This is a genomic window from Brevibacterium sp. 2SA (genome assembly GCF_005502845.1).
GTDB lineage: Bacteria > Actinomycetota > Actinomycetes > Actinomycetales > Brevibacteriaceae > Brevibacterium.
The window spans coordinates 67858-90213 of the sequence record NZ_SCMW01000003.1 but is presented as its reverse complement, the minus strand read 5'-3'; the positions used below and the strand labels follow the sequence as shown (position 1 = coordinate 90213).

Genomic DNA, 22356 nt, shown 5'->3' with positions numbered 1-22356 from the left:
CCTCGGTGCTCTCAGTCCGGCTGTCCTGTCGCGCAGACCGGCAGTGACGACGCAGGCCGTCGCGACCAGTCAGGCAGTCGCGACCAGTCAGGCTGTCGCGACCGAGCGCACACCGCTGGTGCGGGCACCGCGCGATGCCGACTTCTTCTTCGAGCCGCTGAAGAGGAAGCGGTCGACGCTGAAGCGTCCGGGTCCCATCGCGGCGATGAGAAGCGCTCCGGCGGACAGTGCGGCGACGAGCTCCCAGCCGCCCTCGCTGACGAACGGGGCGGGGATGAAGTGGACGATGACGAGGGCTCCGAGGAGGTTCGCGGCGATGAGCACCGCAACGATCGGAGTGAAGGCGCCGAGGATGAGCAGGGCGCCGCCGATGAGTTCGACGAAGGTCGCGAACGGGGCGGCCACCTCGGGGAGGGGCACTCCCATCTGCGAGAACGAGGCGGTTGTTCCGGCGATGGTCCATTCGCTGAACTTCTGCCAGCCGTGGGCCATGAGGATGACTCCGAGCCCGATGCGGGCAATGAGGGCAATGACGTCGCGGGCAAGTGTCGGCAGTCCGGTGGTGGCGTACATGTTGTCCTCCATGTGAGTTGAAATGACAACCAGAACCCTATTCACGGAGCTTGGCAGGACCCTGGGCGGACTTCGGCAAACCCCCGTGAATCTCGGCTCTCACCAGCACTGATGCGGGCAGGTGCGACGAATCCCGGAGAGCGGATTCTGCTCTCCGGGATTCGCTTGACGAACCAGGCGCATTGTCGCAATGCACTCAGTGACGATGCTGGCTCAGAAGCCGTAGGCGGCTTCCCTCTCCTCGCGGATCGCGGTGTACGTGCGGGTGAGCACCACGGTGTCCTCGACGAGGCGGTCGAGGCGCTGGGTGATGTCGCTGCTGACGATCTGGTTGCGATGGAGATCCTTCTCCTCGACGAACACGTAGGGCTGGACGACCTGCGCCTTCATGTACGTGAGGATCGGAGTCAGCTGCTGGGCGGGGATGAGGAAGTGCTTCGGCGAACCGGCGGTCGCGACCATGCCCACGACCTTGTCGCGGAAGGCGCTCGTCGGCAGCAGATCGAAGACGTTCTTCAGGGTCGCCGGGATCGAGGCCTGGAATATCGGGGTGCCGATGATGATCGCATCGGCATCCATGAGCGTCCGGGTGATCCGACCGGTGTCCCCGGAGTACTCCGTGAAGTTCCGGCCGTCGCTGAAGACCATGTCCGCCTCGGCGAGGTCGATGAGCGTGACCTCGACGTCCGGGTCGAAGCTCATCACCGCCTGCGTGACGTACTCCATGACCGTGCGGGTCTTCGTCCCGACGTTCGAGCCGGAGAGGACGACGATTCTCATCAGACGAGCTCCTCACTCTTCGTGCCCGCGGTCTCGCCGTCGCCCGAGGTCGGCTCGGCCGGCGCGCTGGTGCCGTCGGAATCGGCGGCCGGCTGCGCAGTGTACTTCTTCACGGCGGGGATGATCTCCGAGCCGATCGTCTCGATCTGCTTCATCACGCGGTCGAACGGGATCCCGCCGAAGTCGATCTGACCGAGGAAGCGCTGGTGGCCGAAGACCTCGTGCTGGTGGAGGATCTTCTCGATGATCTCCTGCGGGCTGCCGATGTTGACGATGCTGCGCGGATCGACGCTCTGGGCGAAGAGCTGCTTGGGCATGCCCTGCCCGTTGACCCGGCGCATCCCCTCGTTGACGTGCGGGTAGAGCTCCTTGAGGGCATCCTGCGACGACGGTGCCGTGTAGAGGAACCCGGCCGTGGCGATCGGGAGGGTCGCCGGGTCGTATCCGGCATGGCGGGCGCCTTCGCGGTAGGCATCGATGGTCGTCTTGAACACCGAGGTGGTCCCGCCGAGATGGGCCATGACCATGGGGACGCCGGCGAGGCCGGCCTTGATCGCGCTCGTCGGCGCACCGCCGACGGCACGCCAGATCGGGAACGTCTCCTGCGCAGGGCGGGGGATGACCGCGGCGTCGGTGAGCGGGGCACGATACTGCCCGTTCCACGTCAGCGACTCCTTGCGGGCGATCTGGAGGAGGAGGTCGAACTTCTCCTCGAAGAGCTCCTCGTAGTCGCGCAGATCATAGCCGAGGAGCTCGAAGAGTCCCACCCGTGAGGCGCGGCCGGCGACGAGTTCGGCACGACCGCCGGAGAGGTGGTCGATCGTTGCGAAGTTCTCGAACACCCGGACCGGGTCCGAGGTCGAGAGGATCGTCGAGGTGCTGCCGACGCGGATCGACGACGTCGCCTGGGCGATCGCGCCGAGGATGACGGCGTGGGCCTGCGAGGCGAAGTACTCCTGGTGGCTCTCGCCGACGCTGAAGAAGTCGAAACCGGCTTCCTCTGCGGCCGTGGCGTAGGCGACGAACTCGCGGATGCGCTCGCCGGCGCTCACGCGCGACCCGTCGGCGGGGTTCGGCAGGTGGTCGCCGAGGGTGTACATGCCGAACTGCAGGCCCTGGCTGGGGTCGAAGTTCAGCTCCTTCATGAGGTTCTGGGACTCGGGCACGGTGTCTCCTTGAGTGACGATGACATTCTCGTTTGTCATGTCAACTGAGGAGTGCGGGGGATTATTCCCCAGGAGTCTCCGGCAGCGCGCTGCGGCGTGCGACGCTGCGTTCGTAGAGCTTCTTCATCAGCGCATGGAGCTCGATGCGCTCGGATTCGCTCAGGGCGTCGTCGAACATCGAGGACTGGAGGGCGAGCTGGCTGGGGAACGCCTCTTCGAGGAGCGCTCGTCCCTTGTCGGTGAGCGAGATGTACTTCGTCTTCCAGTCCTGGCGCCGGGCGATGAGGCCGTCGCGTTCGAGGCGGGTGAGCATCCGGGAGATCCCGCCGCCGCTGACCGTGAGGCGCTCGGCGAGGTCGGACTGGGTGATCGGCTGATAGGCGCGGATGTTCGCGAGCGCCTCGAACTGTCCGACCGTGAGGTCGAACTGCTTCAGGTGGTCGTTGGAGAGCTGATTGCTGTTCTGGACGAAGCGCACCATGCGCAGCCAGGTGAGCGTGCTCAGCGTCAGGTCGTCCATCGCGGCTCCTCGTTCGACACACCGGGCCTCGGGCGCCGCGGCGACTCACTCTCACTCTACTGACCATCATGTCGGCCTGTCGCCGACGGGGCGGACGATCGGACAGGAGCGCGGCAGGTCGAGTTCCGACCGGGACTCGCGCGCACGGCAGGGCGGCGTGGAAGAATGGTGGCGAACCCAGCGATGGACCAGTGAGGAGACGGGCAATGACGACGAGCGAGACCACGACCGACCGCCTCGGCGCAGGACGCTCTGCCGCTGTCATCATCGCCTCGACCTCGGCGGCCAGGGGAGAGGCGGCGGATACGACTGGCCCGCTCCTCGTCGAGTGGCTGCGCGGTCGCGGCTACGACTGTCCCGACGCGATCGTCGTCCGCGACGGCGAACCGGTCGGGCAGGCTCTGCGGACGCTGCTCGTCGACACCCCCGCGGAGGAGCGTCCACGCGTCATCGTCACCAGCGGCGGCACCGGGCTCGCACCCGACGACCGGACACCCGAGTTCACCGCCGAACTCCTCGAGCGGCAGTCGCCGGGACTCATCTACGCGATGTGGCGCAAAGGCCTCGAGTCGACGTCGTCGGCGGTGATGAGCCGCGGCGTGGCCGGTGTGCGCGGACGCAGCTTCGTCATCAACCTCCCCGGTTCGAAGGGCGGGGTGAGGGACGGCATCACCGTCATCGACGACCTCCTCGAACACATCCAGACCTCGGTCGAGGACACGACCGACCACGGACCGCGGGTCTGAGCCGTGCAGCAGCGCAAGGCCGTCCGCGCCCGCGTCCACCGCTTCGACGCGACCGGTGAGATCAAAGCCGGACCGGACTCGCTCGCCGGGGAGGAGCCGCTCGAGGTCAACCTCAACGGCGAGCAGTTCTCCGTGACGATGCGCACGCCCGGCAACGACGTCGAACTCGTCTCCGGCTACCTGCTCTCCGAGGGCATCGTCGAGTCGATGGACGACATCGCCGAGATCGACTTCTCGACAGGGCTCGCCCCCGACGGCTCTCGGAACTACAACGTCGCCGGCGTGCGCCTGCGACCCGGGGTCTGGGATGCCGCCACGGCACCGGCCCGCTCGGTCTACACCTCGTCCTCCTGCGGGATCTGCGGCACGGCCGCGATCGATGCGGTGACGAAGGAGTCGGCGTATCCGCTCGTGCCCGCCGACGGCCTCGGCGGGATCGACGCCCCGCGTCTTGACGAGGACGGAGAGATCGTCTTCCCTCCGCTGCTCACCCCTGCCCGGATCGGTGAGCTGCCCGACCGACTGCGCGCAGGGCAGGTGGTCTTCGACAAGACCGGGGGAGTCCACGCCGCCGCGCTCTTCGCCGTCGGCGACGACCCCGGGGCCGAACCCGAACTCCTCGTCGTCCGCGAGGACGTCGGCCGGCACAATGCCGTCGACAAGGTCATCGGCTGGGCGATGGCCGAGCGCGGACTGCCGCTCTCGCGCACGGTCCTCCAGGTCTCAGCCCGGGCGTCGTTCGAACTCGTGCAGAAGTCCGCGATGGCCGGAATCCCGATGATGTCGGCCGTCAGCGCCCCCTCGGCACTCGCCGTCGACTTCGGGAAGACGAGCGGCGTCACCGTCATCGGCTTCAACCGCAAGGGCCGCTTCAACGTCTACTCCCACCCCGAGCGCATCGCCTGAGGACGGCGCTGAAAAGGCAGGCTCGCCGCCGCGGAGATCGGCTCTGTCGCACTACGATGAGGGGACGAATCGGCGCCGGGCCGACGCGGTGAGAGCGAGGGTGATGACATGGACCAGTCCGACGGCAGAGCCCTGCGCAAGGACACACCGCGCTCACGCCACGCCGAGCTGCTGCTGCCGCCCGACCGCGACCCGGTGGGAGTGATCTGCCGGCAGAACGAGTCACGGCTGCCCGAACTCCTCGGCATCCGCACCCAGCGGCTCGCCGAATCGCCGTTCAGCTACTACCGCGGGGCGGCTGCGCAGATGGCCATCGATCTCGCCGCCGGGACGACGACCGGTCCCTTCGTGCTCTCGAGCGCGGACGCACATGTCGGGAACTTCGGCTTCTTCGCGTCCCGCGAGCGCTCCCTCATCTTCGACCTCAACGATTTCGACGAGGCGGAGTTCGCCCCGTTCGAATGGGATGTCAAACGCCTCGCCGCCTCGGCGTTCCTCAGCGCTCAGGTCCACGGGCTCGGCGATGACGTCGGGCGATCGGCGGCCTTCGCCGCGGTGCGGGGATACCAGGATCGGCTGGCCGCACTCATGGCGGTGACCGCGCTCGACCGCTTCTACGCGATCGTCGATTCGGACACGATGCTCCAGGCGATCAGCGGCAAGGGGCATCGCAAGGCGACGACGAAGGCGATGAAGAAGGCCCGCAGCCGCACCGGTGAGAAAGCGCTGCAGAAGTTCGCGACGGAGACATCGTCCTCGGGCCTGCGGATCGTCGACCAGCCCCCGCTGACGAGGCACTTCGACGAACAGGGCATCGATGTCGCCGGGATCTTCGCGGAGTACCGGCAGACGGCGCGCACCGATGTGGCCGTGCTGCTCAGGCAGTACGGGGTGGCCGATTCGGTGCTCAGGGTCGTGGGCGTCGGCAGTGTCGGCACCCGCTGCTTCCTCGTCCTCCTCACCGGCCCCGACGGCGAATCGCTGCTGCTCCAGGTCAAGGAGGCGCAGGAGTCGGTGGTCTCGGCGTTCGGCGGTCTGCCGAGATTCTCCTCCCACCCGGAGGGGCAGCGTCTGTCATCGGAGGGGGAGCGCGTCGTCCGCTCGCAGCTCGTGCTCCAGTCCGTCTCCGATCCGTTCCTCGGCTGGACGACGTATGAGGGACGCGACTACTACTGGCGGCAGTTCCGCGACATGAAGGGCAGCTACGACCTCGCCGAACTCGATGCGACCCAGTTCGACGGCTATTCCCGGCTGTGCGGTGAGGTGCTGGCCCGCGCGCATTCTCAGTCTCCGCAGGCCCGCCTTGTCGCAGGGTACCTCGGGACCTCGGATTCGTTCGCGAACGCCGTGGCGGCGTGGGCGGAGAAGTACGCCGAGGTGGTCACCGCCGATCATGCGCTGCTCGTCGAGGCGGCGAAGAGCGGGAAGGAGCCGCTGCTCGGCGAGGTCGCGGACATCGCCTGAGCGACGTCGCCTGAGTCAGGAGTCGGCTTCACCCACCCGCAGGGTGATCTTCGTGCCCGCGCCGGTGCGCAGGGTGTCGATCGCGGTGACGACGTCGTCGAGGGCCATCTCCTCGACCCAGCCGGTCGTGTCGTAGTCGCCTGACTCCATGCGCGCGATGACCTCGTCGAACTCCTCGGCGGTGTAGCCGACTGCGCCGATGAGTTCGGTCTCGCCCATCATCAATGCGCTCGGCTGGATCTCGAACCCGTGCTCGTGCGGCGACTGGAGGACGACGCGGCCGCCCGGGGCGAGCTCGGCCAGTCCGGTCGACAGTGCGGCAGGGACGCCGGCGGCGTCGTAGAACACATCGACTCCGTCGCCGTCGGTGCGGTCGGCGACGATGGCGTGGAGGTCCTCCGTCGTCGGGTCGATGACCGTGGCCCCGAGGGCGGCGATCTTCTGTCGGCGCTCGGGGCTCGGCTCGGAGACGAGCACATCCTTCACCCCACGTGCGCGGAAGGCGTACCACGCTCCGATGCCGATCGGTCCGGCTCCGGCGATGAGGACGACGTCGCCGGCACCGGCCCGGCTCCGGGCGGCACCGTGCCACGCCACGGCCATCGGTTCGACGAGTGCCGCTGTCTGCAGGTCGACGGACTCGGGCACGCGGTGGAACTGCGATGCGGAGACGGTGACGTACTCGGCCATGCCGCCGCCGTCGGCGTTGGCCCCGAGCGAGGCCATGAGCCGGCAGCTCGTCGGTGCCCCGCGCCGGCAGGCGATGCATTCGCCGCAGCTGTAGGCGATGGGGAACACCGCCCCGTGGTCACCGACGGTGATGTCCTCGACACCGGGACCCACCTCGACGACGGTCCCGGAGAACTCATGGCCCATCGGCTGGGGAAGCTGGGCGCCGGTAACCGGGTGCGGGGAGAAGAGGTCGATCGGTGAGGCCTCGGGGTTGAGGTAGAGGTGGACGTCGCTGCCGCACACGCCGACGTAGGCGTTGCGGAGCTTGACCTGGCCGGGGCCGACGGTCGGTTCGGGGATGTCCTCGATGCGCAGATCTTCGCGTCCGTGGAGTCGCGCAGCCTTCATCAGTGCCTCTCTTCATGTTCGGTGATGCTCTCACCATCCACGATCCACGGCGGAGCCCGGGGGCGACAACCGCCGATTGCGGCGGATTTCCCGGTCGTCGTCCGCCATCTGTCGCTCGTCGGGGGCGTGGTGCCGGCCCCGGCCGAGGGCACTCTGGTCGGTGTCAGTCCCTGAGCGCATAATAGAACGCATGAACGAATATCGGGTGCCGGAGTGGCTCACTGACTACCAGGACTTCAAGGCGCTGTGCTCAGCGGTGTCGGGGGAGTACATCCGCTTCTCCCTCACGACCGGGTGCGACACCGTCGCCTACACTCATTCGCAGAACACGGCCGGACTGCCGCGCTACTCGTGTCTGCTCACCGCCGATGACGGGGCGACGCTGCTCCTCGTCCTCGACGACTGGGCAGGGCGGATGGACGAGGCGGGTCCCACGGTGCGCGCGTGGCTCGGTGCGAACGCGAGTCTGCGCGGCTGCCGGCCGGGGAAGTCGCACTACGTCGGCGACAGCTATTGGCGGAAGCAGTGGCAGCTCGCCAACCCATGGTGAGGGGTGCTCACACCTCCACCTCGGCGAGGGACTCGCCCAAGGCGTCGAGCAGCAGGGGCAGCTCCGCCGCGCTGAACGCGAGCGGCGGGCGAACCTTGAGGACGTTGTCGTCACGACCGATGCGGGAGATGACGACGTGCTTGGCCTTCATCGCCTCGACGACCTGCTTCGTCAGGTCGGGGGCAGGTGTGCCGTCGACGGCGAAGTCGAGGCCGAGGAACATGCCCGCGCCCCGCGCGGTGCGGATGAAATCGTACTGGTCCGCGTACTCCTCGAGCCGGACCTTCGCCTCGGCGCCGAGGATGCGGGCGCGCTCCATGAGCTCCTTCTCCGCCATCTCCTCGAGCACGGCCTGCCCGACCGCCGCGGACACAGGGTTGCCGGCGAAGGTGTTGAAGAACTCGTTGCGGGGACCGAACGCATCCATCACCTCGGCGGTGGTGATGACGGCCGACATCGGATGGCCGTTGCCGATCGGCTTGCCCAGGGTGACGAGGTCGGGGACGAGACCGACCCGCTGGTACCCCCACATGTGGGTGCCGGTGCGCCCGAAACCCGACTGCACCTCGTCGGCGATGACCATTCCGCCCGCGGCCCGCACCCGCTCGGCGATCCCGGTCACGAGCCCCTCGGGCAGACGCGGCATCCCCTCGGTCGAGAACAGCCAGTCGAAGAGGCACGCCGACACCCCGTATCCGGCCTCCTGGAGCGAGGCGATCGCGGCGTCGAGGTCAGCGAGTGTCGCGGCGAGCACCTCGTCGGGACCGCGCTCATCGGTGTCGAGGTCGGGGATGCGCAGGGTGCGCACGTGCGGGCCGAGTCCCTCCTGCGTCTTCAGCCCCGTCGTCATCTCCGCCAGCGCGATCGTCGTGCCGTGATAGCTGAAATCGGAGACGATGAGGCCCGTCACCCCGGTCAGCTGGCGGCTGATCCGCAGGGCGAGCTCGTTGGCCTCGGACCCCGAATTGCCGAAGAACACCCGCTCGAGCCGATCCTCGAAGGTCGCCAGCAGCGCCTCCGCGTAGTCGACGACGCGGGCGTTGAGATAGCGGGTGTGGACGTTGAGCGTGCGCGCCTGCTGGCACAGGGCGTCGACGACGCGATCGTTGGCGTGCCCGACGTGGGGGACGTTGTTATACGCGTCGAGGTACCGCTGGCCGTGGACATCGGTGAACCACACCCCCTTGGCCGAGACGAACTCGAGCGGTTCGTCGTAGAACAGCGGTGAGTACGGCCCCAGGGTGGCGTGGCGGCGGGTGAGGAGGTCGGTCATCGGTGGGCTCCGGAGCGTCGGTCGGCGACGAACGCGGCGGCGAGGTCGACGAGGTGGGGGAGGACGGTGTGGATGTGGAACTCCGCGGCCGGCTCGCCGCGGCGATCGGCGGCCCACCCGAGGTAGGTGAGGCCGCGGGCGACGAGGAGGGCCGGGAACGCCGCGAAGTCCGCGGCATCGAGTGGGCGTCGGCGCTGGTAGCCGGCGAAGAGCGCGGCCTGGTACTCCGCGGCCCGCGGATGGCGGGTGAAGAAGTAGAGGGCGGTCGCGAGGTCGAAGAGGTGCCAGCCGGCGGCGAAATCGTCGAAGTCGATGAGGACGAGACCAGAGGTCGTGCGCAGCACGTTCTCCGGGGTGAGGTCGGCGTGGATCGGCCCGAACCGCTGCGGCCCGACGCCGTAGTCGGCGAGGACCGTGCGGATGTCGGCGATCGCCTCGGTGAGCGTGGCGAGCGCTGCGGAGTTCTCCGGCGCGTGCAGTTCGCGCACCCTCAGCGGGGCGCCCCACAGCGCGGCCTCCCCGACGAGACCGTCGGCATCCCAGCGCGGACGGTCGTCGTCGACGGCGAACCCGGAGGTCATGGTGGCGTCGTGGACGTCTCCGATGAGCTCGCCGAGGCGGTCGAAGTCCTCCGGTTCGTGTGTCGCGGTCCCGTCGAAGGCCGTCTGCTCGTCACCGAAGTTCCCGTCGTTGGCGATGTGGAGCTGGAGATCGACCTGATGGACGCCGAGGCGGTGGTCGTGACCGACGTGGACGAAGCTCTGTGCATCGGAGACCGGCACGAACCGCGGCACCGGGACGCCGCGGCCGGCGAGGCTGCCGACGAACTCGAGTTCCCGTGCGAGCTCGGCATCGCTGTGATAGCCCTGCCGGTGGACCCGGAGGACGTAGGACGTGCCCGCGTGCTCGAGCCCGAAGACGCTGTTCTCCCGGTGCTTGAGCAGGCGCAGTGCGGTCGACTCCGGCAGGCCGAACGCGGCCAGGGCCTCCGCGGCGAGCTCTGCCGCCCCCACGACGGCCGTGGATGCGGCACCCGCCTCTGTGGATGCCGCACCCGCCGCCACGGCGGAGGGGCCGGTGCTGCGCCGCGGTTCGGGCTGGGCCGTCCTCGACATCGATGTCTCCTTCGGTCGCTCTGCGGGTGTCGCCGTGCGGCGAACAGGGGCCGATTGCAAAGTTATACTCGGAGTATAGAACATGAACTGGCAATCCATCCAGGGGTCGGAGGCGATCCGTCCGCTGTGAGAGGATCAAGGCGTGAACAGTGCGACCGACACCGGTGACCCCGCCCCCAGCCTGCGGGAGCGGCGCCGGGCGCAGACCCGCGAGGACCTCGTGTCCGGGGTGCTCGCGGTCATCGACGCGCAGGGCTTCGACCGACTGACGATCGAGAGGATCGCGACGGCGGCCGGGGTGTCCCGGGGGACCGTCTACGCGCATTTCCCCGGAGGGCTCACCGAACTCGTCTCCGCCGCCTATGCGGAGATCGGGCGGACGATCGTCGCCCGCACGACCACGGAGATCGCGTCAGTGAGCGTGTGGACCGAGGAGCTCACCGCACATGCCCGAGCGATGTTCGACTTCGCCGCGAACTCCGGCAGCGGACACTTCTACAACGTCTCCGGGCCGGCCTTCATCGCCGGCGGGGAGTCCCGTGGCATCGGCTCCGGGGCGAGTCGGGCGATGATCGCCGACACCCTCGCACAGGCCCAGGCCGCGGGCCTGTTGCGGGAGACCGTCGTGCCCGGAGCCGTGGCCACCCTGCTCGTCGGCGCCATCCGGGAGGCCGCGATCGCCATCGCCACCGGCGAGGCCGACTCCGCGAAGGAGCTCGCCGCGTTCTCCACCCTCGTCGCCGGCCTCGCGGCCCCGCACTGAGGGCTCTCGCCGCCACTGGGCGCCGCCACCGGGCGCCGACACCGGACAGCGACACCGGGCAGCAATACCGGGCAGTGACACCCGGCACCGACACCGGACACAGCCGCACCGTGCACGCTCGGGCAAGGATCGTGCACGCGCGCACAAGGACCGGTGCCCCCACCTCGGCGAGGATGGACTCAGGCAGCGACAGCTGCTGACGATCCGCCGGGCGCGGACGTGCCGGTCACCAGATGACGGCAGGCGTCTCGGTCGGCTGCAGACAAGGAGTGCCCCGGGTATGTCAAAGAAGATTCTCATCGTCGGTGCCGGATTCTCCGGCCTCATCGCAGCGCGCGAACTGCAGACCGCAGGTGTGGAGGTCGAGATCTTCGAGGCTCGCGACCGGATCGGCGGCCGCGCCTGGACCGATGAGCGACTCGGACGGCCGCTCGAACTCGGCGCCACGTGGGTGCACTGGATGCAGCCGTTCGTGTGGTCGGAGATCGCCCGCTACGGTCAGGAGATCCACCCCAGCCCCGACTACGACCGCGCGTTCTGGATCACCGACGGCAACCTCGTCGAGGGCCCGAAGGAGCGGATGAACGAGGTGCTCGACCGGCCGCAGAAGAAGATCTTCGAGGGCTCGCGTGAGCTCTTCCCCTACCCGCACGACCCGCTCCACGTCCTCAGCGACCGCTACGACGGCCCCGCCGAGGTCGTCGAGCAGTTCCGGGCCGCCGATGAGGGAGGCGTCCTCGACGTCCTCCGCGACGGTGACTTCTCGCAGGAGGAGATCGACCTCTGCGACTCCTACTGGACCGCGGCCTATCAGGGTCCCCTCGAGACCGCCTCGCCGCTCATGGCCAAGCACTGGGCCGCGCTGTCGGACCACCGGCTCGACCTCCTCGACGAGCAGACGCTCGAGTTCAAGCTGAAGAACGGCATGCGCGGACTCTACGAGGCGCTCGCCGCCGACCTCACGTGCCCCATCCACCTCTCGGCGCCGGTGACGAAGGTCGAGCATGAGAACGGCGCCCGGCTCACGCTTGCCGACGGCTCGACCGTCGAGGGCGACGCCGTCATCGTCACCACCCCGATCGGGGCGATCAACACGATCGAGTTCTCGCCCGCCCTGCCGGCCCCGCTGCAGGAGATCGCCGACGAGAAGACGAACAGCGTCGGATCGAAGATCTGGATCAAGATCGACGGCCACCATTCGTTCATCGCCACGGCCCCGAAGGGCGGGCCGCTGGCGATGATCAAGAGCGAGTACTTCCTCGACGACGGCACGACGATCATGGTCGGCTTCGGCGGCGACCACACCGCCATCGACCTCACGGACACGGACCAGGTGCAGGAGATCATGCGGCAGTGGCGCGACGACATCGTCGTGCTCGCCGCCGACGGCCACGACTGGGTGGCCGACCAGTGGAGCGGGCAGACGTGGGCGACGCTGAAGTCCGGCCAGTTCATCGACGGCTGGTCGCGCTTCGCCGACACCGACACGGCGATGTACTTCGCCGGTGCCGACTACGCGAAGGGCTGGAACGGCGTCGTCGTCGACGGGGCCATCGAAACCGGGATCACGACGGCCAGGCGCGTCCTCGCCGAGGTGGTCCGCGACCGCTGACGAACCCCGAGTCCCAGCCCGGTTGGGCTGGGAGGGCAGGACCGCCTCGGCGCCGGTCGGCCCTCACGGAGGCCCCCGCATGAGTCTCAGACTCGGCGGGGGCCTTCGTAGGTGCGGCGGACGATGACGACGACCGCGGTGAGGACGAGGGCGATGCCCGCGGTGAGGGTGAAGAGCAGAGACCATTCCCCGTGCTCGCCGAGGTAGCCGCCGGCCCAGGCTCCGAAGGCGCTGCCGGCGAAGAGGAAGCCGGCGAAGAGGGAGACGACGGTGCCGCGGGCCTGGGGGAGGACCGTCGTCGACCACGTCTGCAGGGACGAGTGGAGGAACGACCACGTCGTGCCGAGGAGGAGGGCGGCGACGATGACGGTGACGATGGAGAGGTGGAGGGCGAGGACGGTGAAGCCGACGGTCGCCGCGGTGCCGCCGATGGCCATGAGCAGCGGCATCGCCAGGCGCGGGGCGAGGAGTCTGATGAGGCGGCTGGTGAGGATGACGCCGACCCCGTAGGCGGCGGTCGCGAGCCCGGCGATCGCCGCGCCGACCCCGAGGGACTGCAGGGCCGGGGCGAGGAGCGTGAGGACGCCGAGGACGACGGCGCCCTCGACGAAGACGAGGGCGATGACGACGAGCACCCACCGGTTGCCCAGCGCCATCCTGATCGTCGTCAGCACGCCGGCCCGCGGGGTCCTGGGTGCCTCGGGGGCGCGGGCGAGGCCGAGGACGGAGAGGATCGCGAGCACCGAGGTGATCGCGAAGACGACCCGCCAGTCGAGGAGGTCGGCGATGATCCCGGCCAGGGCTGTGGCGACTGCCGTGCCGACGGCGATCGCGGCCATGAGATCGGCCAGCGCCGGCTGCCGGTGCCGCTCATCGACGGTGTCGCCGACGTACGTCAGCGAGGTCGGGACGATCGCGCCGTAGAACGCACCGCCCAGAGTGCGGGCGATGATGAGGACGGTGAGAGTGGGCGCGAGTGCCGCGACGATGCCGACGAGCGCCGCGGCGATGAGGCTTGCGCGCATGAGGCGGATCCGCCCGACCCGGTCCGAGAGCATCCCCCACAGCGGCTGACTCACCCCGTAGGCGAGGTAGTACGCGCTCGCGACGGCGAGGGCCTGGGCGAGGGTGACGCCGAGGTCGGCGGCGACGAGGACGAGCAGAGGACTGATCGCGAACCGGTCGAAGCTGCTGACGAACGCTGCCAGCGAGACCGCCAGCGGCGGGCGCGTGGGGGAGGAGCGGTTGTCCGAGGGACTCTCGGCAGGATCGGTCGCGGGGCTCACGAATCCTCACTGTACTCCCGCTCAGACTTCCAGGGCCGCGGAGCTCACCTCGCGGAACGGGCGGTCACTGAGCGGCCGGGTCTCACTCGTCCCACGGGTCGTCGGTGAACCAGCCGGCGACGCCGTCGGGCAGTTCGGCGACATCCTCGGCGTTCTTCAGCCCGTACGGGGCCACCTGGAGTCCGGCACCGGTGAGGGCGGCGACGTCGTCGGCGGGCAGCGACCTGTTCGGTCCCACCCAGGTAATCCCCGCAGCGGCGATCTGCTCTGGAGTCTGGTCCGGCAGGGTGCCGTCGAAGAGGTAGAGCGAGGTGAACCCGCGGTCGGCGATCGTCTCTGCCGTGTCGAAGTCGAAGGACTGGACGATGAGGGATGCGGTGAGTCCGCGATCGGTGAACTCGTCGAGGACGGAGTCGACCTCCGCCGAGGTGGCCCCGGGCTTGATCTCGGGCACGAGGACGACCTCGCCGCCGAGTTCGTCGAGCAGCTCGGTGAGGGTGACCGTTTCGGCCGGCGCCCCGCCCGTCGGGTGCGTGATCGTCGCAGCGTCCCACTGTTCGCGGGTGAGGTCCCGGATCGGGCCGGTGGCGCCGTTGAGTGTGCGGTCCGCGGTGTCGTCGTGGATGAGCACGGGGGTGCCGTCGGAGAGGAACTGGATGTCCATCTCGGGGAGGAATCCGTCCCGCGCCGAGGCGGTGAAGCCCTCCATCGACTCCTCCGGATAGACGAGGGCCCCGCCGCGGTGGGAGATCGTCACCGGGGAGGACAGGTCAGCGACGGAGGCCGTGCCACTGGTCCCGGTCGGAGGAACGGGCATGTCCCCGGCGAGCTGCGACATCGGCGCGGCGGCCTGCTGGTTCTGGACGGATGGCGCGTTCGCACCGCAGCCGGTCGCGGTGACGAGGGCCGATCCCAGTGCGGCCGCGATCGCAGCGGATCGGAGAGGAATGCGTGTGCGGAGCAGAGTCCGAGGTGAGGCGCCCATTCATCGGACGCTACGGCGACCGTCCGATCCTCCGATGGCGCGGAGCTGAACGTCAGGGCGGCAGACGGCGAACAGTCGGATGCGGTGGTGAACACCGTGTGAATGACAGCGGCCCGGACGACAGGGAGTCCCTGCCGTCCGGGCCGCCGGCGGTGCGGTGTCCTCAGCCCTGCATCACGCGCTTGGCCTGGGAGCGGGCCATGAACGCCATGACGATGAGGAAGATGCCGAAGAGGATCGCGTAGACGCCGATCACCCAGAGCAGTGCGGTCACGGCGGCAGCCGGTGAGGTGAAGACGACGATCATGAGGATGATCGCGAAGATGATGTCGATAACGCCGAGGAGCTTCGACCAGCCGCGGTACGACTTCGAGGCGAGGCTGAAGATGCCGCGCAGCAGCATGCCGAAGGCCATGAACCACAGCACCAGGACGCCGGAGAGCATGGCGAAAGCGAGCGGGGCGATGAAGATGAGGAGGCCGACGATGATGTAGATGATGCCCGCGGTCAGCTCCCACCCCCATGACAGCCCGGCCTTGCGGGCGGTGTTCGCGTTGACGATGGTGAGGATGCCGTCGACGAAGAGCCACGCGCCGATCCAGATGCCGATGACCAGGGCCACAGCGTCCGGGGCGGCGAAGACGAGGATGCCGAAGACGATCGCGAGGATGCCGCGGAGCAGGACGACCCAGAACACGCCCTTGCCGAGCTCGGTGAGCAGGGAGCGCGTCGAGTCGACCGGGTTGCGGTAGCCGTCGTTGGGCGGGGTGTCGGCGGAGGGGTTCGGGTCGGGGAAGTTCTGGGATTCGGGTGAGGTGGTCATCTCAACTCCTCATGAAGGGGACTTGCCAAGGGATGGTGCCACTTCAGTCTAAGTCCGACCGGAGGGGACGGCTGAGATCCGTTGGCACCGATTCGGTCACATCCACTTCTTCACACGGAAGACCGTGTAGAGGGTGACGCTGAGACCGACCATGAGGAGCAGCGCCATCGGGTAGCCGAACCTCCAGTTGAGTTCGGGCATGTTCGCGAAGTTCATCCCGTAGATCGCGCCGATGAGGGAGGGGGCGAAGAGGATCGCGGCCCAACCGGAGATCTTCTTCATGTCCTCGTTCTGGCGCTGGGCCACGAGGGTGGCGTTGACGCTGAGGATCTGGGAGAGGGCCTCGCGCAGTTCCCCCGCCTCGGCGAGGACCCGGGTGAGGTGGTCCGTGACGTCGTTGAGATAGGTGCGCAGCTCCTCGGGGATGTCGTACTTCGTCGCGCCGTTGCTCAGTGCCTGGGTGAGTCGACTGAGGTGGGTCGTGGCGTGGAGGACGTCGATGACCTCCTGGCTGAGGCGATAGATGCGCTCGGCTGCGGCGGGGTCGCCGCTGAAGACCTGGCGTTCGATCCCGTCCTTGTCATCCTGCAGACCGTCGATGACGGGGAAGTAGCCGTCGACGACGCCGTCGAGCAGACGGTAGATGAGGGCCTCGGGGCCGAGCGAGAGCAGGTCCTTGTCGGATTTCCTGATGAGGTCCGCGTCGGAGAAATGCTCCTCGAGGTCATGAACATCCGAGGGGATCGGCATGCCGTCGATGAAGCGGCCGTCCTGGCAGATGATGACGACGTCGTCGCCCTTCATGAGGAGATGGAACTCGCTGAAGTCGACCTCCTCCTCGGCGTCGACGTAGAGCGCGGAGATGAGGACGACGAAGAGGACGTCGTCGTAGCGTTCGACCTTCGGCCGCTGATCGGCGTGGAAGAGGTCCTCGACGAGCACCGGGTGGAGGTCCCACGTCGTCGCGATCTCCGCGAGCAGCTCCGGCGTCGAATGCGGGACGATGACCTGCGTGATCGTGCCCGGCTGGGTCGGACCCTGGGGTGCGCAGGCCGCGAGCGCCTCGGCGAAGGAGGTCGTCACGGAGACCGGCTGCGGCTGGCTGTCGACGATCTGTCGGCTCAGCAGCACCGGCGCCGAGGCGCTCGCCCCCGGTCCCCGGTTCCCGCCCTTGCCCGTGGTCGCCTTCCCGCCGGCGGGTTTCGCGTTCCCGAGCCGGCCCGTGCCCGGATTCCCGCGGAGTCGACGGGTGAGCGGGGGAGTGGGAAGTCGGCGTGAGGGTGCCATCGGATCTCCTTGGGTTGGTCTCTCACCCCAAGGTACTCGACGGGGGTGGGGAGGTGGGAAGCTGTCGGAGTCAACGTCCCCAGTCGCGATGATGGGGTGCTCCGACGCGCGCTATCTGAGAAGCTGCGCGACGTATTCGACCATCTCGCGATCGGCGAGCTCGAGCGCCCGGTGCATGGATCGCGATTTGAGGTTGAACTCGTTCACAGCGTCGGCTGCGCCTTCGATCTCCATGATCTGTCTGGCGACGGTGATGGAACGGTCGCGATCGGCGGGCGTTCGCTTGCGGCGCATCTCAGTGGGGAGATCGAACGACAGCAACCGGTGCCAATACCGGTTGTGAAGGTACTCGGCGAAGGGTTGGCGGCGGCTGGCTGCATGCGCGAGCACCCCGAACGACTCGAACATGTAGGCGTAGAACTCGTCGACGGGAAGGACGTGTCCGGTCAGATGGCCCTTCGCACCCGAGTCGGTGGTGTGCCGAACCCAGAAGTAGCAGTCGACATCCGCCTGCACGGCCACGCGGTCGGTGCGGGCGTAGGCGGACAACACGAATGGGTGGTCCTCGGCCATTCTCAGGTCGGGATTGAACCGGTAGTCGAGGTCGCGTGCGAAAGCCGTCCGAAACATCTTGAGCACATTGAGCGAATCAATGAGTGGAGTCTGGCGTGCGTCGGTGCGGCTGAGCGTCTCTTTGAACATCACCTTGGGGACTCCCCGTCCGACCCCGACGTACCTGCCGACGACGACATCGGCGCTGTCTGAATGCCCCAAGCTCGTCATCGCGTCGAGGGCTTGCGGACCGAGGTGATCGTCGACATCGACGAAGTAGATCCATCGGCCTCTGGCCTCGTCAAGGGCGACATTGCGTCCCTTGGCCGGTGTGCCGGAATTCTCCTGGGTGAGAACAGTGCCGCGCAGCTTCAGCTGCCCAAGCAGTCGTCTCCCCAGGTCCACTGTGCCGTCTGTCGACCCGTCATCGACGATGATCGTCTCGACGCGCTTGGTGTCGATCGTCTGTGCGGCGATGCTGCGCAGACACTTTTCCAGATGCGCCTCGGCGTTGTGGGCTGGGATTCCGATCGTGACGTCTGGCGTTCTGGTGAATAGTGCCATCGGGACCACTCCGGATTCTCACGTCGGCGGCTGTCAGCCGAAAGCAGGGGGCCATTGTTCGCCAACTATACTCGGACACCCATCTTCGCCAGGCACAATGGATCCATGGTCTCCCTTTCTTCGAAGACTCTGCGCCGCGGGTGGACATTCCTCTCCACTGCGGCGCGAGTCGGCACCGACGTGATGGGCAGCCGGGTCGAAGAGGCCCGGTTGCCCGACGCCTTCCGACCTGACCCCGCCGACCGGTTCGTTGCGGCGGCGTACTTCGGATCAGATCCTCATTCGGATTACCAGCTCGAACAATGGCTGTGGCCGTTCGAGCAGCTCCGCGACAGCCTTGTCGAGGCCGGTGAGGGTCCGTCACCCTTCGGTATCATCGTCCGCGACCCGCGAGTGGCGCGCCGGGTCGCGAAGCGCACCGACCTTCCGGTGCGATTCTCGCGCCTGACCAAGGGGCTCGATGAGTTCTTCTCCTCACCGAGCCTGCGCATCGTCTTCTACGTCAATCAGGCGACGATGAACTTCCAGGCGCTGAGATTTCCCGTCCCCGCCCATGTGCACCTCAGTCATGGAGAGAGCGAGAAGATCTCGATGATCTCCAACCAGCTCAAGGCCTATGACTTCGTCTTCACGGCAGGGCAGGCAGCCAGGGACCGCATCGGGTCCATCCTCCACGGACTCGACGAGGAAGCGCTCATCGATGTCGGCCGCCCGCAGCTCGACCGCACACCGACGATCCCCGCTGTGTGGCACACGTTCGCCGCGACGGCGCCCACCGGTCGCGTCGCATTCTATGCCCCGACCTGGGAAGGCGACTCGTCGAGCATGGCCTACGGCTCTATTCCGGACACCGGTGCGGCCGTGGTCGAACAGCTGCTCAGCGCCGGCTATCGCGTGATCTTCCGAGCGCATCCCCGCACGGGTCTCTTTCGCGGCGACTTCGCCCGCGCACTGGAGGCGGTGCAGGCCGTCGTTGACGCGCATCCCCGTGGCTTCGTCGATACCACGCCGGATGTCACGTGGCAGCTGCAGGTTGCTGATGTCGCATTCGCAGAGATGTCATCCGTGGCCTTCGACTGGCTGTCGACGCAGAAGCCGCTGATCATGATCCCTCCGACCGACTCCCGCGCCGAGGTGTTGCCAGGGGGTTTGCTCGACCGTGCCGTGTCGTGGAGAGGACAGCAGCCAGACGTCGATTCGGTGACCGCACTCATCGCCGCTGCCGAGGACCGTGAAGCGGCTGAACTCAGCCGCCACTACCTAGGCGACACCGCGCCCGGAGCGCAGATCGACCGCTTCGTCGCGGCCGGACAGCGTGTCATCGACGCCCGGCGGCGCGAACTCGACCACAGCACGAACTGATGAGGTCATGTGTGGCTGGGCGGTCAATGACCGCCGTGTGACTCCGAGGGTGACCCGCCTCCGTCCTCAGTGACCTCGTTCGACTAAGATCTTGGCGAGATCAGCCACGGTTGCCGTTCGACGGTTCGGCAGCCGACCTGTGCGCAATGATGCGGCAGAAGTGGAACGACGAGGAGAGTCTGAACGCATGAACGTCCGCACCACGGGGAAGCGACTGCTTCTCGACTCTCTGCCGCCGGCGATGGCCGCCTATCTGCGCAAGGAACGGGTCACGTGGTCGCGCCAGTTGAAGCGAAACCGCAGATCGCTCTCATCCGCGCTGACCTCGCGTGCCTTTGCGAAGGCCCTGCTCAGCCCTGTCGAGAAGAACACTGTGGTGTGGGAGTCATTCGCCGGCAATGGTGCACTCTGCAATCCCGAGGCACTGTTCCGCACCATGATCGATTCCCCCGAGTACGTGAGCTATCGCCACATCTGGGTGCTCTCGACCGCTGCGTGGAACTCACCGATTCGAGCGGAGTTCGCAAAGCACCCACGCGTCAGTTTCGTCCGCCACCGCTCGCGGAAATACTTCGATGCTCTCGAAACCAGCGAGTTCCTCGTCAACAACGCGACGTTTCCGGCCGAGTTCATCAAACGGCCCGAGCAGACCTACCTCAACGTGTGGCACGGCACGCCGTTGAAGAAGATGGGCTATGACATCGAGAACGGTGCGGACGGGGCACGCAACGTCCTGCGCAACTTCATGTCGGCGGATTATCTGCTCTCGCAGAATTCGTTCATGACCGAGACGATGTACCTCGACGCCTACAAGCTGCGCAACATCTTTCGCGGCGCGATCATCGAGGAGGGTTATCCGCGCACCGACAAGATGTTCGGACCAGAGGCAGGCAACCGCGCCCGAACGGAGCTGCGAGAACACGGGATCGAGATCGCGGGCAAGAAGGTGCTCTGCTATGCGCCGACGTGGCGCGGGGAGTCGTTCTACAATCCCCAATCCGATGCCGCTCGGCTCAAGAGCACCCTTGTCGCACTGCGTTCGGCACTTGCGGACAAGGGCTGGACGGTGTTGCTCAAAGCCCACCAAGTCATCGTCGATCAACTCATCGATGACGCAGACCTCGCCGACTTCCTGGTTCCCAACGACATTCCCGCCAATGACGTCCTCGCCCTCACCGACCTCCTCGTGTCGGACTATTCGAGCATCTTCATCGACTTCTTGGCGACCGGTCGACCTGTCGCTTTTCATGTGCCAGACGCGCAGAAGTACGCCACCCAGCGCGGCATCTACTTCGGCATCGAGGAGCTGCCCGGCCCAGTGTCCGAGACCGTCGAGAGTCTTATCAGTGATGTGACAAAGCTGGTGTCCGACACTGCGGCATTTCCTCTTGCGACAGCTCGCTACGAGCGTCTCGCTGCGGAGCTCACACCTCACGACGACGGCGCAGCCAGTGCCCGCATCCTCGACATCGTATTCGGCGGTCGGGAATCGGACCGGCGGGTGCTGCGCGGATTCGAGGACGGGCGAATTCGGCTCATGCTCTACCTCGGCGGACTCATCACCAACGGGATCACCTCCTCGGTGCTCAATCTCCTCCATCAGCTGGACCCGGAGAAATACGACATCACGACGCTGCACTATCGGTCGAAGCAGGGCGACCGGCTTGACAACGCCGCCCTCATCCCACGCTATGTCCGTCAGGTCATACGCGACCAGGGGAGTCTGCAGCTGCCGTTGCTCGGCAGTATGCAGGAGTTCGATGAGTCGACCAGCGATGACCTTGAAGCAGGCAATCGCGACGCTGGTCTGTGGAGCCGGGAATGGCGCAGACTTTTCGGCCACGCCGAGTTCGATGCTGCCGTCGATTTCAGCGGCTACTCCTCGTACTGGGCGCGGATCGTCGCGCATGGCACCGCAGCGCGCAGAGCCGTCTGGCTCCACAACGATCTCGAAGCCGATGCGATGCGCGAGGTCGACGGTGCGCGCCCGCATTTCAACAACCTCACTGGAGTCTTCAAGCTCTACCACCACTTCGATGCTCTCGTGTCGGTCTCTCCTGACCTCAGAGCGATCAACGCGACCAACCTCGGCGAGTATGCCGCCGCGGAGAAGTTCGTCAGCGCACGCAACGTCATCGACAGCGAGCGGGTGCGCGGTGGCGCCGGGCACTCGGCAGCGGCGGACGCCGAGACCGAAGCGATCGATGTTCGCAGTCTGTCCGGAGCCGTGGCGCAACTGGGCAGTCTCTACTCGTTGGGTGAGGTGATCTCCGAAGCATCCAGACAGGAACTCCTCGGAGGTCTGCTCGAGAAGGGCAGCGGCAGAACATTCGTGACCGTCGGGCGACTGTCGCCGGAGAAGAACCAAGCCCGTCTGCTCAGGGCGTTCGCCGAGGTGAGCGCCGAAGACCCGAACGTACGCCTCGTCGTCATCGGCGACGGACCCCTCGCCGGGGAACTGCGGCAGCTTGCGGTCTCGCTCGGCATCTCCGGAGCCGTCGAGTTCACCGGTCGTCTGCGCAATCCCTATGCCGTGATGGCCGCCGGCGACTGTTTCGTGCTCTCGAGCGATTATGAGGGGCAGCCGATCGTCATCCTCGAAGCACGGGTGCTCGGCCTGCCGGTCGTCACCACCCGCTTCGGGTCGGCGGCAAGTGCGATGGAGGGCAGCGGCGGCCTCGTCGTCGACCGTGACGTCTCCGCACTTGCTGATGGGATGCGGGCGTTCCTCAACGGGGAGATCGAACCGTCCGAATTCGACCCCGACGCCTACAACGCCGACGTCGTCGTCGAGTTCGAACGGGCGGTCTTCGGACGCTGACTCCTCCTTGCGAGAAGGCGGCGTGAATTCAGCGTCCGAGTGACACGCTGGTAAAATCGCCGTGAACTCCTCAAATCTTTCGGAGCTCGGCGCCCGGCGCGAGTTCCACATCACAGTTGGGAAGCACC

General features: G+C 67.3%; 20 protein-coding genes. 8 read left to right on the top strand and 12 right to left on the bottom strand.

What is annotated here, in order from left to right; genetic code table 11:
• Window positions 1-87: 87 nt before the first annotated feature.
• The 4 genes from FFS20_RS02405 to FFS20_RS02390 form a co-directional block, all read right to left on the bottom strand.
• Window positions 88-573 carry a DoxX family protein gene (locus FFS20_RS02405; protein ID WP_137824344.1) on the bottom strand — a complete coding sequence of 162 codons (486 nt, stop codon included), beginning with the start codon at window positions 571-573 and terminating at the stop codon, window positions 88-90.
• A gap of 213 nt (window positions 574-786) precedes the next feature.
• Complete coding sequence (locus FFS20_RS02400) at window positions 787-1353, bottom strand: NADPH-dependent FMN reductase (RefSeq protein WP_137824343.1); 567 nt, start codon at window positions 1351-1353, stop codon at window positions 787-789.
• Window positions 1353-2558 carry an LLM class flavin-dependent oxidoreductase gene (locus FFS20_RS02395; RefSeq protein ID WP_249356451.1) on the bottom strand — a complete coding sequence of 402 codons (1206 nt, stop codon included), beginning with the start codon at window positions 2556-2558 and terminating at the stop codon, window positions 1353-1355. Before FFS20_RS02395 ends, FFS20_RS02400 begins: the two co-directional genes overlap by 1 nt.
• 22 nt (window positions 2559-2580) lie before the next feature.
• A complete protein-coding gene (locus FFS20_RS02390; protein WP_137824342.1) occupies window positions 2581-3039 on the bottom strand; it encodes a MarR family transcriptional regulator in 459 nt (152 codons plus the stop codon).
• Between the two features lie 206 nt (window positions 3040-3245).
• Here FFS20_RS02390 and FFS20_RS02385 point away from each other — a divergent pair, with 206 nt between their 5' ends.
• The 3 genes from FFS20_RS02385 to FFS20_RS02375 all read left to right on the top strand — a co-directional run bounded on the left by FFS20_RS02385 (window position 3246) and on the right by FFS20_RS02375 (window position 6155).
• A complete protein-coding gene (locus FFS20_RS02385; RefSeq protein WP_137824341.1) occupies window positions 3246-3785 on the top strand; it encodes a MogA/MoaB family molybdenum cofactor biosynthesis protein in 540 nt (179 codons plus the stop codon).
• A 3-nt stretch (window positions 3786-3788) separates the two neighbouring features.
• A complete protein-coding gene (fdhD, locus tag FFS20_RS02380) occupies window positions 3789-4691 on the top strand; it encodes a formate dehydrogenase accessory sulfurtransferase FdhD (protein ID WP_137824340.1) in 903 nt (300 codons plus the stop codon).
• A gap of 108 nt (window positions 4692-4799) precedes the next feature.
• Window positions 4800-6155 carry a DUF2252 domain-containing protein gene (locus FFS20_RS02375; RefSeq protein WP_137824339.1) on the top strand — a complete coding sequence of 452 codons (1356 nt, stop codon included), beginning with the start codon at window positions 4800-4802 and terminating at the stop codon, window positions 6153-6155.
• A gap of 15 nt (window positions 6156-6170) precedes the next feature.
• Here FFS20_RS02375 and FFS20_RS02370 read toward each other — a convergent pair whose 3' ends face one another.
• Window positions 6171-7235: a 2,3-butanediol dehydrogenase gene (locus tag FFS20_RS02370; protein WP_137824338.1), complete on the bottom strand. Its 1065-nt coding sequence runs from the start codon at window positions 7233-7235 to the stop codon at window positions 6171-6173.
• A 190-nt stretch (window positions 7236-7425) separates the two neighbouring features.
• Between FFS20_RS02370 and FFS20_RS02365 the strand changes: the two genes are divergently transcribed.
• On the top strand, window positions 7426-7785 hold the full coding sequence (locus FFS20_RS02365; protein WP_137824337.1) for a hypothetical protein: 360 nt from the start codon (window positions 7426-7428) through the stop codon (window positions 7783-7785).
• A gap of 7 nt (window positions 7786-7792) precedes the next feature.
• On the opposite strand, the gene FFS20_RS02360 is transcribed toward FFS20_RS02365, so the two are convergent.
• Window positions 7793-9058: an aminotransferase class III-fold pyridoxal phosphate-dependent enzyme gene (locus FFS20_RS02360; RefSeq protein ID WP_137824336.1), complete on the bottom strand. Its 1266-nt coding sequence runs from the start codon at window positions 9056-9058 to the stop codon at window positions 7793-7795.
• On the bottom strand, window positions 9055-10173 hold the full coding sequence (locus FFS20_RS02355) for a phosphotransferase (protein ID WP_137824335.1): 1119 nt from the start codon (window positions 10171-10173) through the stop codon (window positions 9055-9057). The genes FFS20_RS02360 and FFS20_RS02355 overlap by 4 nt, the downstream gene beginning before the upstream one ends.
• Window positions 10174-10315: 142 nt before the next feature.
• Between FFS20_RS02355 and FFS20_RS02350 the strand changes: the two genes are divergently transcribed.
• Complete coding sequence (locus tag FFS20_RS02350) at window positions 10316-10936, top strand: TetR/AcrR family transcriptional regulator (RefSeq protein WP_137824334.1); 621 nt, start codon at window positions 10316-10318, stop codon at window positions 10934-10936.
• Between the two features lie 280 nt (window positions 10937-11216).
• Window positions 11217-12548: an NAD(P)/FAD-dependent oxidoreductase gene (locus FFS20_RS02345; protein WP_137824333.1), complete on the top strand. Its 1332-nt coding sequence runs from the start codon at window positions 11217-11219 to the stop codon at window positions 12546-12548.
• 86 nt (window positions 12549-12634) lie between these two features.
• Here the strand turns inward: FFS20_RS02345 and FFS20_RS02340 are convergent, their stop codons facing one another.
• The 5 genes from FFS20_RS02340 to FFS20_RS02320 all read right to left on the bottom strand — a co-directional run bounded on the left by FFS20_RS02340 (window position 12635) and on the right by FFS20_RS02320 (window position 18045).
• On the bottom strand, window positions 12635-13834 hold the full coding sequence (locus FFS20_RS02340) for an MFS transporter (RefSeq protein ID WP_249356448.1): 1200 nt from the start codon (window positions 13832-13834) through the stop codon (window positions 12635-12637).
• Between the two features lie 82 nt (window positions 13835-13916).
• Window positions 13917-14819, bottom strand: a complete 903-nt coding sequence (locus tag FFS20_RS02335; RefSeq protein WP_249356446.1) for a glycerophosphodiester phosphodiesterase — start codon at window positions 14817-14819, stop codon at window positions 13917-13919.
• Between the two features lie 163 nt (window positions 14820-14982).
• Window positions 14983-15642 carry a DUF308 domain-containing protein gene (locus FFS20_RS02330; protein ID WP_137824332.1) on the bottom strand — a complete coding sequence of 220 codons (660 nt, stop codon included), beginning with the start codon at window positions 15640-15642 and terminating at the stop codon, window positions 14983-14985.
• Window positions 15643-15738: 96 nt separating this feature from the next.
• A complete protein-coding gene (locus FFS20_RS02325) occupies window positions 15739-16929 on the bottom strand; it encodes a magnesium and cobalt transport protein CorA (RefSeq protein WP_249356443.1) in 1191 nt (396 codons plus the stop codon).
• 111 nt (window positions 16930-17040) lie between these two features.
• Window positions 17041-18045 (bottom strand): glycosyltransferase family 2 protein, encoded by a 1005-nt coding sequence (locus tag FFS20_RS02320; protein WP_137824331.1) that lies wholly within the window; start codon window positions 18043-18045, stop codon window positions 17041-17043.
• A 105-nt stretch (window positions 18046-18150) separates the two neighbouring features.
• On the opposite strand from FFS20_RS02320, the gene FFS20_RS02315 reads away from it, so the two are divergent.
• Window positions 18151-19407 carry a CDP-glycerol glycerophosphotransferase family protein gene (locus tag FFS20_RS02315; RefSeq protein WP_137824330.1) on the top strand — a complete coding sequence of 419 codons (1257 nt, stop codon included), beginning with the start codon at window positions 18151-18153 and terminating at the stop codon, window positions 19405-19407.
• Between the two features lie 187 nt (window positions 19408-19594).
• Complete coding sequence (locus tag FFS20_RS02310; protein WP_137824329.1) at window positions 19595-22228, top strand: glycosyltransferase; 2634 nt, start codon at window positions 19595-19597, stop codon at window positions 22226-22228.
• The last annotated feature ends 128 nt before the right edge of the window (window positions 22229-22356 follow it).

What these genes read in the sequence shown, in the direction of transcription:
- FFS20_RS02400 (WP_137824343.1), bottom strand. Translation starts at nt 1,353, where the DNA reads ATGAGAATCGTCGTCCTCTCCGGCTCGAACGTCGGGACGAAGACCCGC.
- FFS20_RS02345 (WP_137824333.1), top strand. Translation starts at nt 11,217, where the DNA reads ATGTCAAAGAAGATTCTCATCGTCGGTGCCGGATTCTCCGGCCTCATC.
- FFS20_RS02335 (WP_249356446.1), bottom strand. Translation starts at nt 14,819, where the DNA reads ATGGGCGCCTCACCTCGGACTCTGCTCCGCACACGCATTCCTCTCCGA.
- FFS20_RS02310 (WP_137824329.1), top strand. Translation starts at nt 19,595, where the DNA reads ATGAACGTCCGCACCACGGGGAAGCGACTGCTTCTCGACTCTCTGCCG.
- FFS20_RS02395 (WP_249356451.1), bottom strand. Translation starts at nt 2,558, where the DNA reads ATGACAAACGAGAATGTCATCGTCACTCAAGGAGACACCGTGCCCGAG.
- FFS20_RS02390 (WP_137824342.1), bottom strand. Translation starts at nt 3,039, where the DNA reads ATGGACGACCTGACGCTGAGCACGCTCACCTGGCTGCGCATGGTGCGC.
- FFS20_RS02405 (WP_137824344.1), bottom strand. Translation starts at nt 573, where the DNA reads ATGTACGCCACCACCGGACTGCCGACACTTGCCCGCGACGTCATTGCC.
- FFS20_RS02370 (WP_137824338.1), bottom strand. Translation starts at nt 7,235, where the DNA reads ATGAAGGCTGCGCGACTCCACGGACGCGAAGATCTGCGCATCGAGGAC.
- FFS20_RS02325 (WP_249356443.1), bottom strand. Translation starts at nt 16,929, where the DNA reads ATGGCACCCTCACGCCGACTTCCCACTCCCCCGCTCACCCGTCGACTC.
- FFS20_RS02385 (WP_137824341.1), top strand. Translation starts at nt 3,246, where the DNA reads ATGACGACGAGCGAGACCACGACCGACCGCCTCGGCGCAGGACGCTCT.
- FFS20_RS02355 (WP_137824335.1), bottom strand. Translation starts at nt 10,173, where the DNA reads ATGTCGAGGACGGCCCAGCCCGAACCGCGGCGCAGCACCGGCCCCTCC.
- FFS20_RS02375 (WP_137824339.1), top strand. Translation starts at nt 4,800, where the DNA reads ATGGACCAGTCCGACGGCAGAGCCCTGCGCAAGGACACACCGCGCTCA.
- FFS20_RS02365 (WP_137824337.1), top strand. Translation starts at nt 7,426, where the DNA reads ATGAACGAATATCGGGTGCCGGAGTGGCTCACTGACTACCAGGACTTC.
- FFS20_RS02315 (WP_137824330.1), top strand. Translation starts at nt 18,151, where the DNA reads ATGGTCTCCCTTTCTTCGAAGACTCTGCGCCGCGGGTGGACATTCCTC.
- FFS20_RS02360 (WP_137824336.1), bottom strand. Translation starts at nt 9,058, where the DNA reads ATGACCGACCTCCTCACCCGCCGCCACGCCACCCTGGGGCCGTACTCA.
- FFS20_RS02320 (WP_137824331.1), bottom strand. Translation starts at nt 18,045, where the DNA reads ATGGCACTATTCACCAGAACGCCAGACGTCACGATCGGAATCCCAGCC.
- FFS20_RS02330 (WP_137824332.1), bottom strand. Translation starts at nt 15,642, where the DNA reads ATGACCACCTCACCCGAATCCCAGAACTTCCCCGACCCGAACCCCTCC.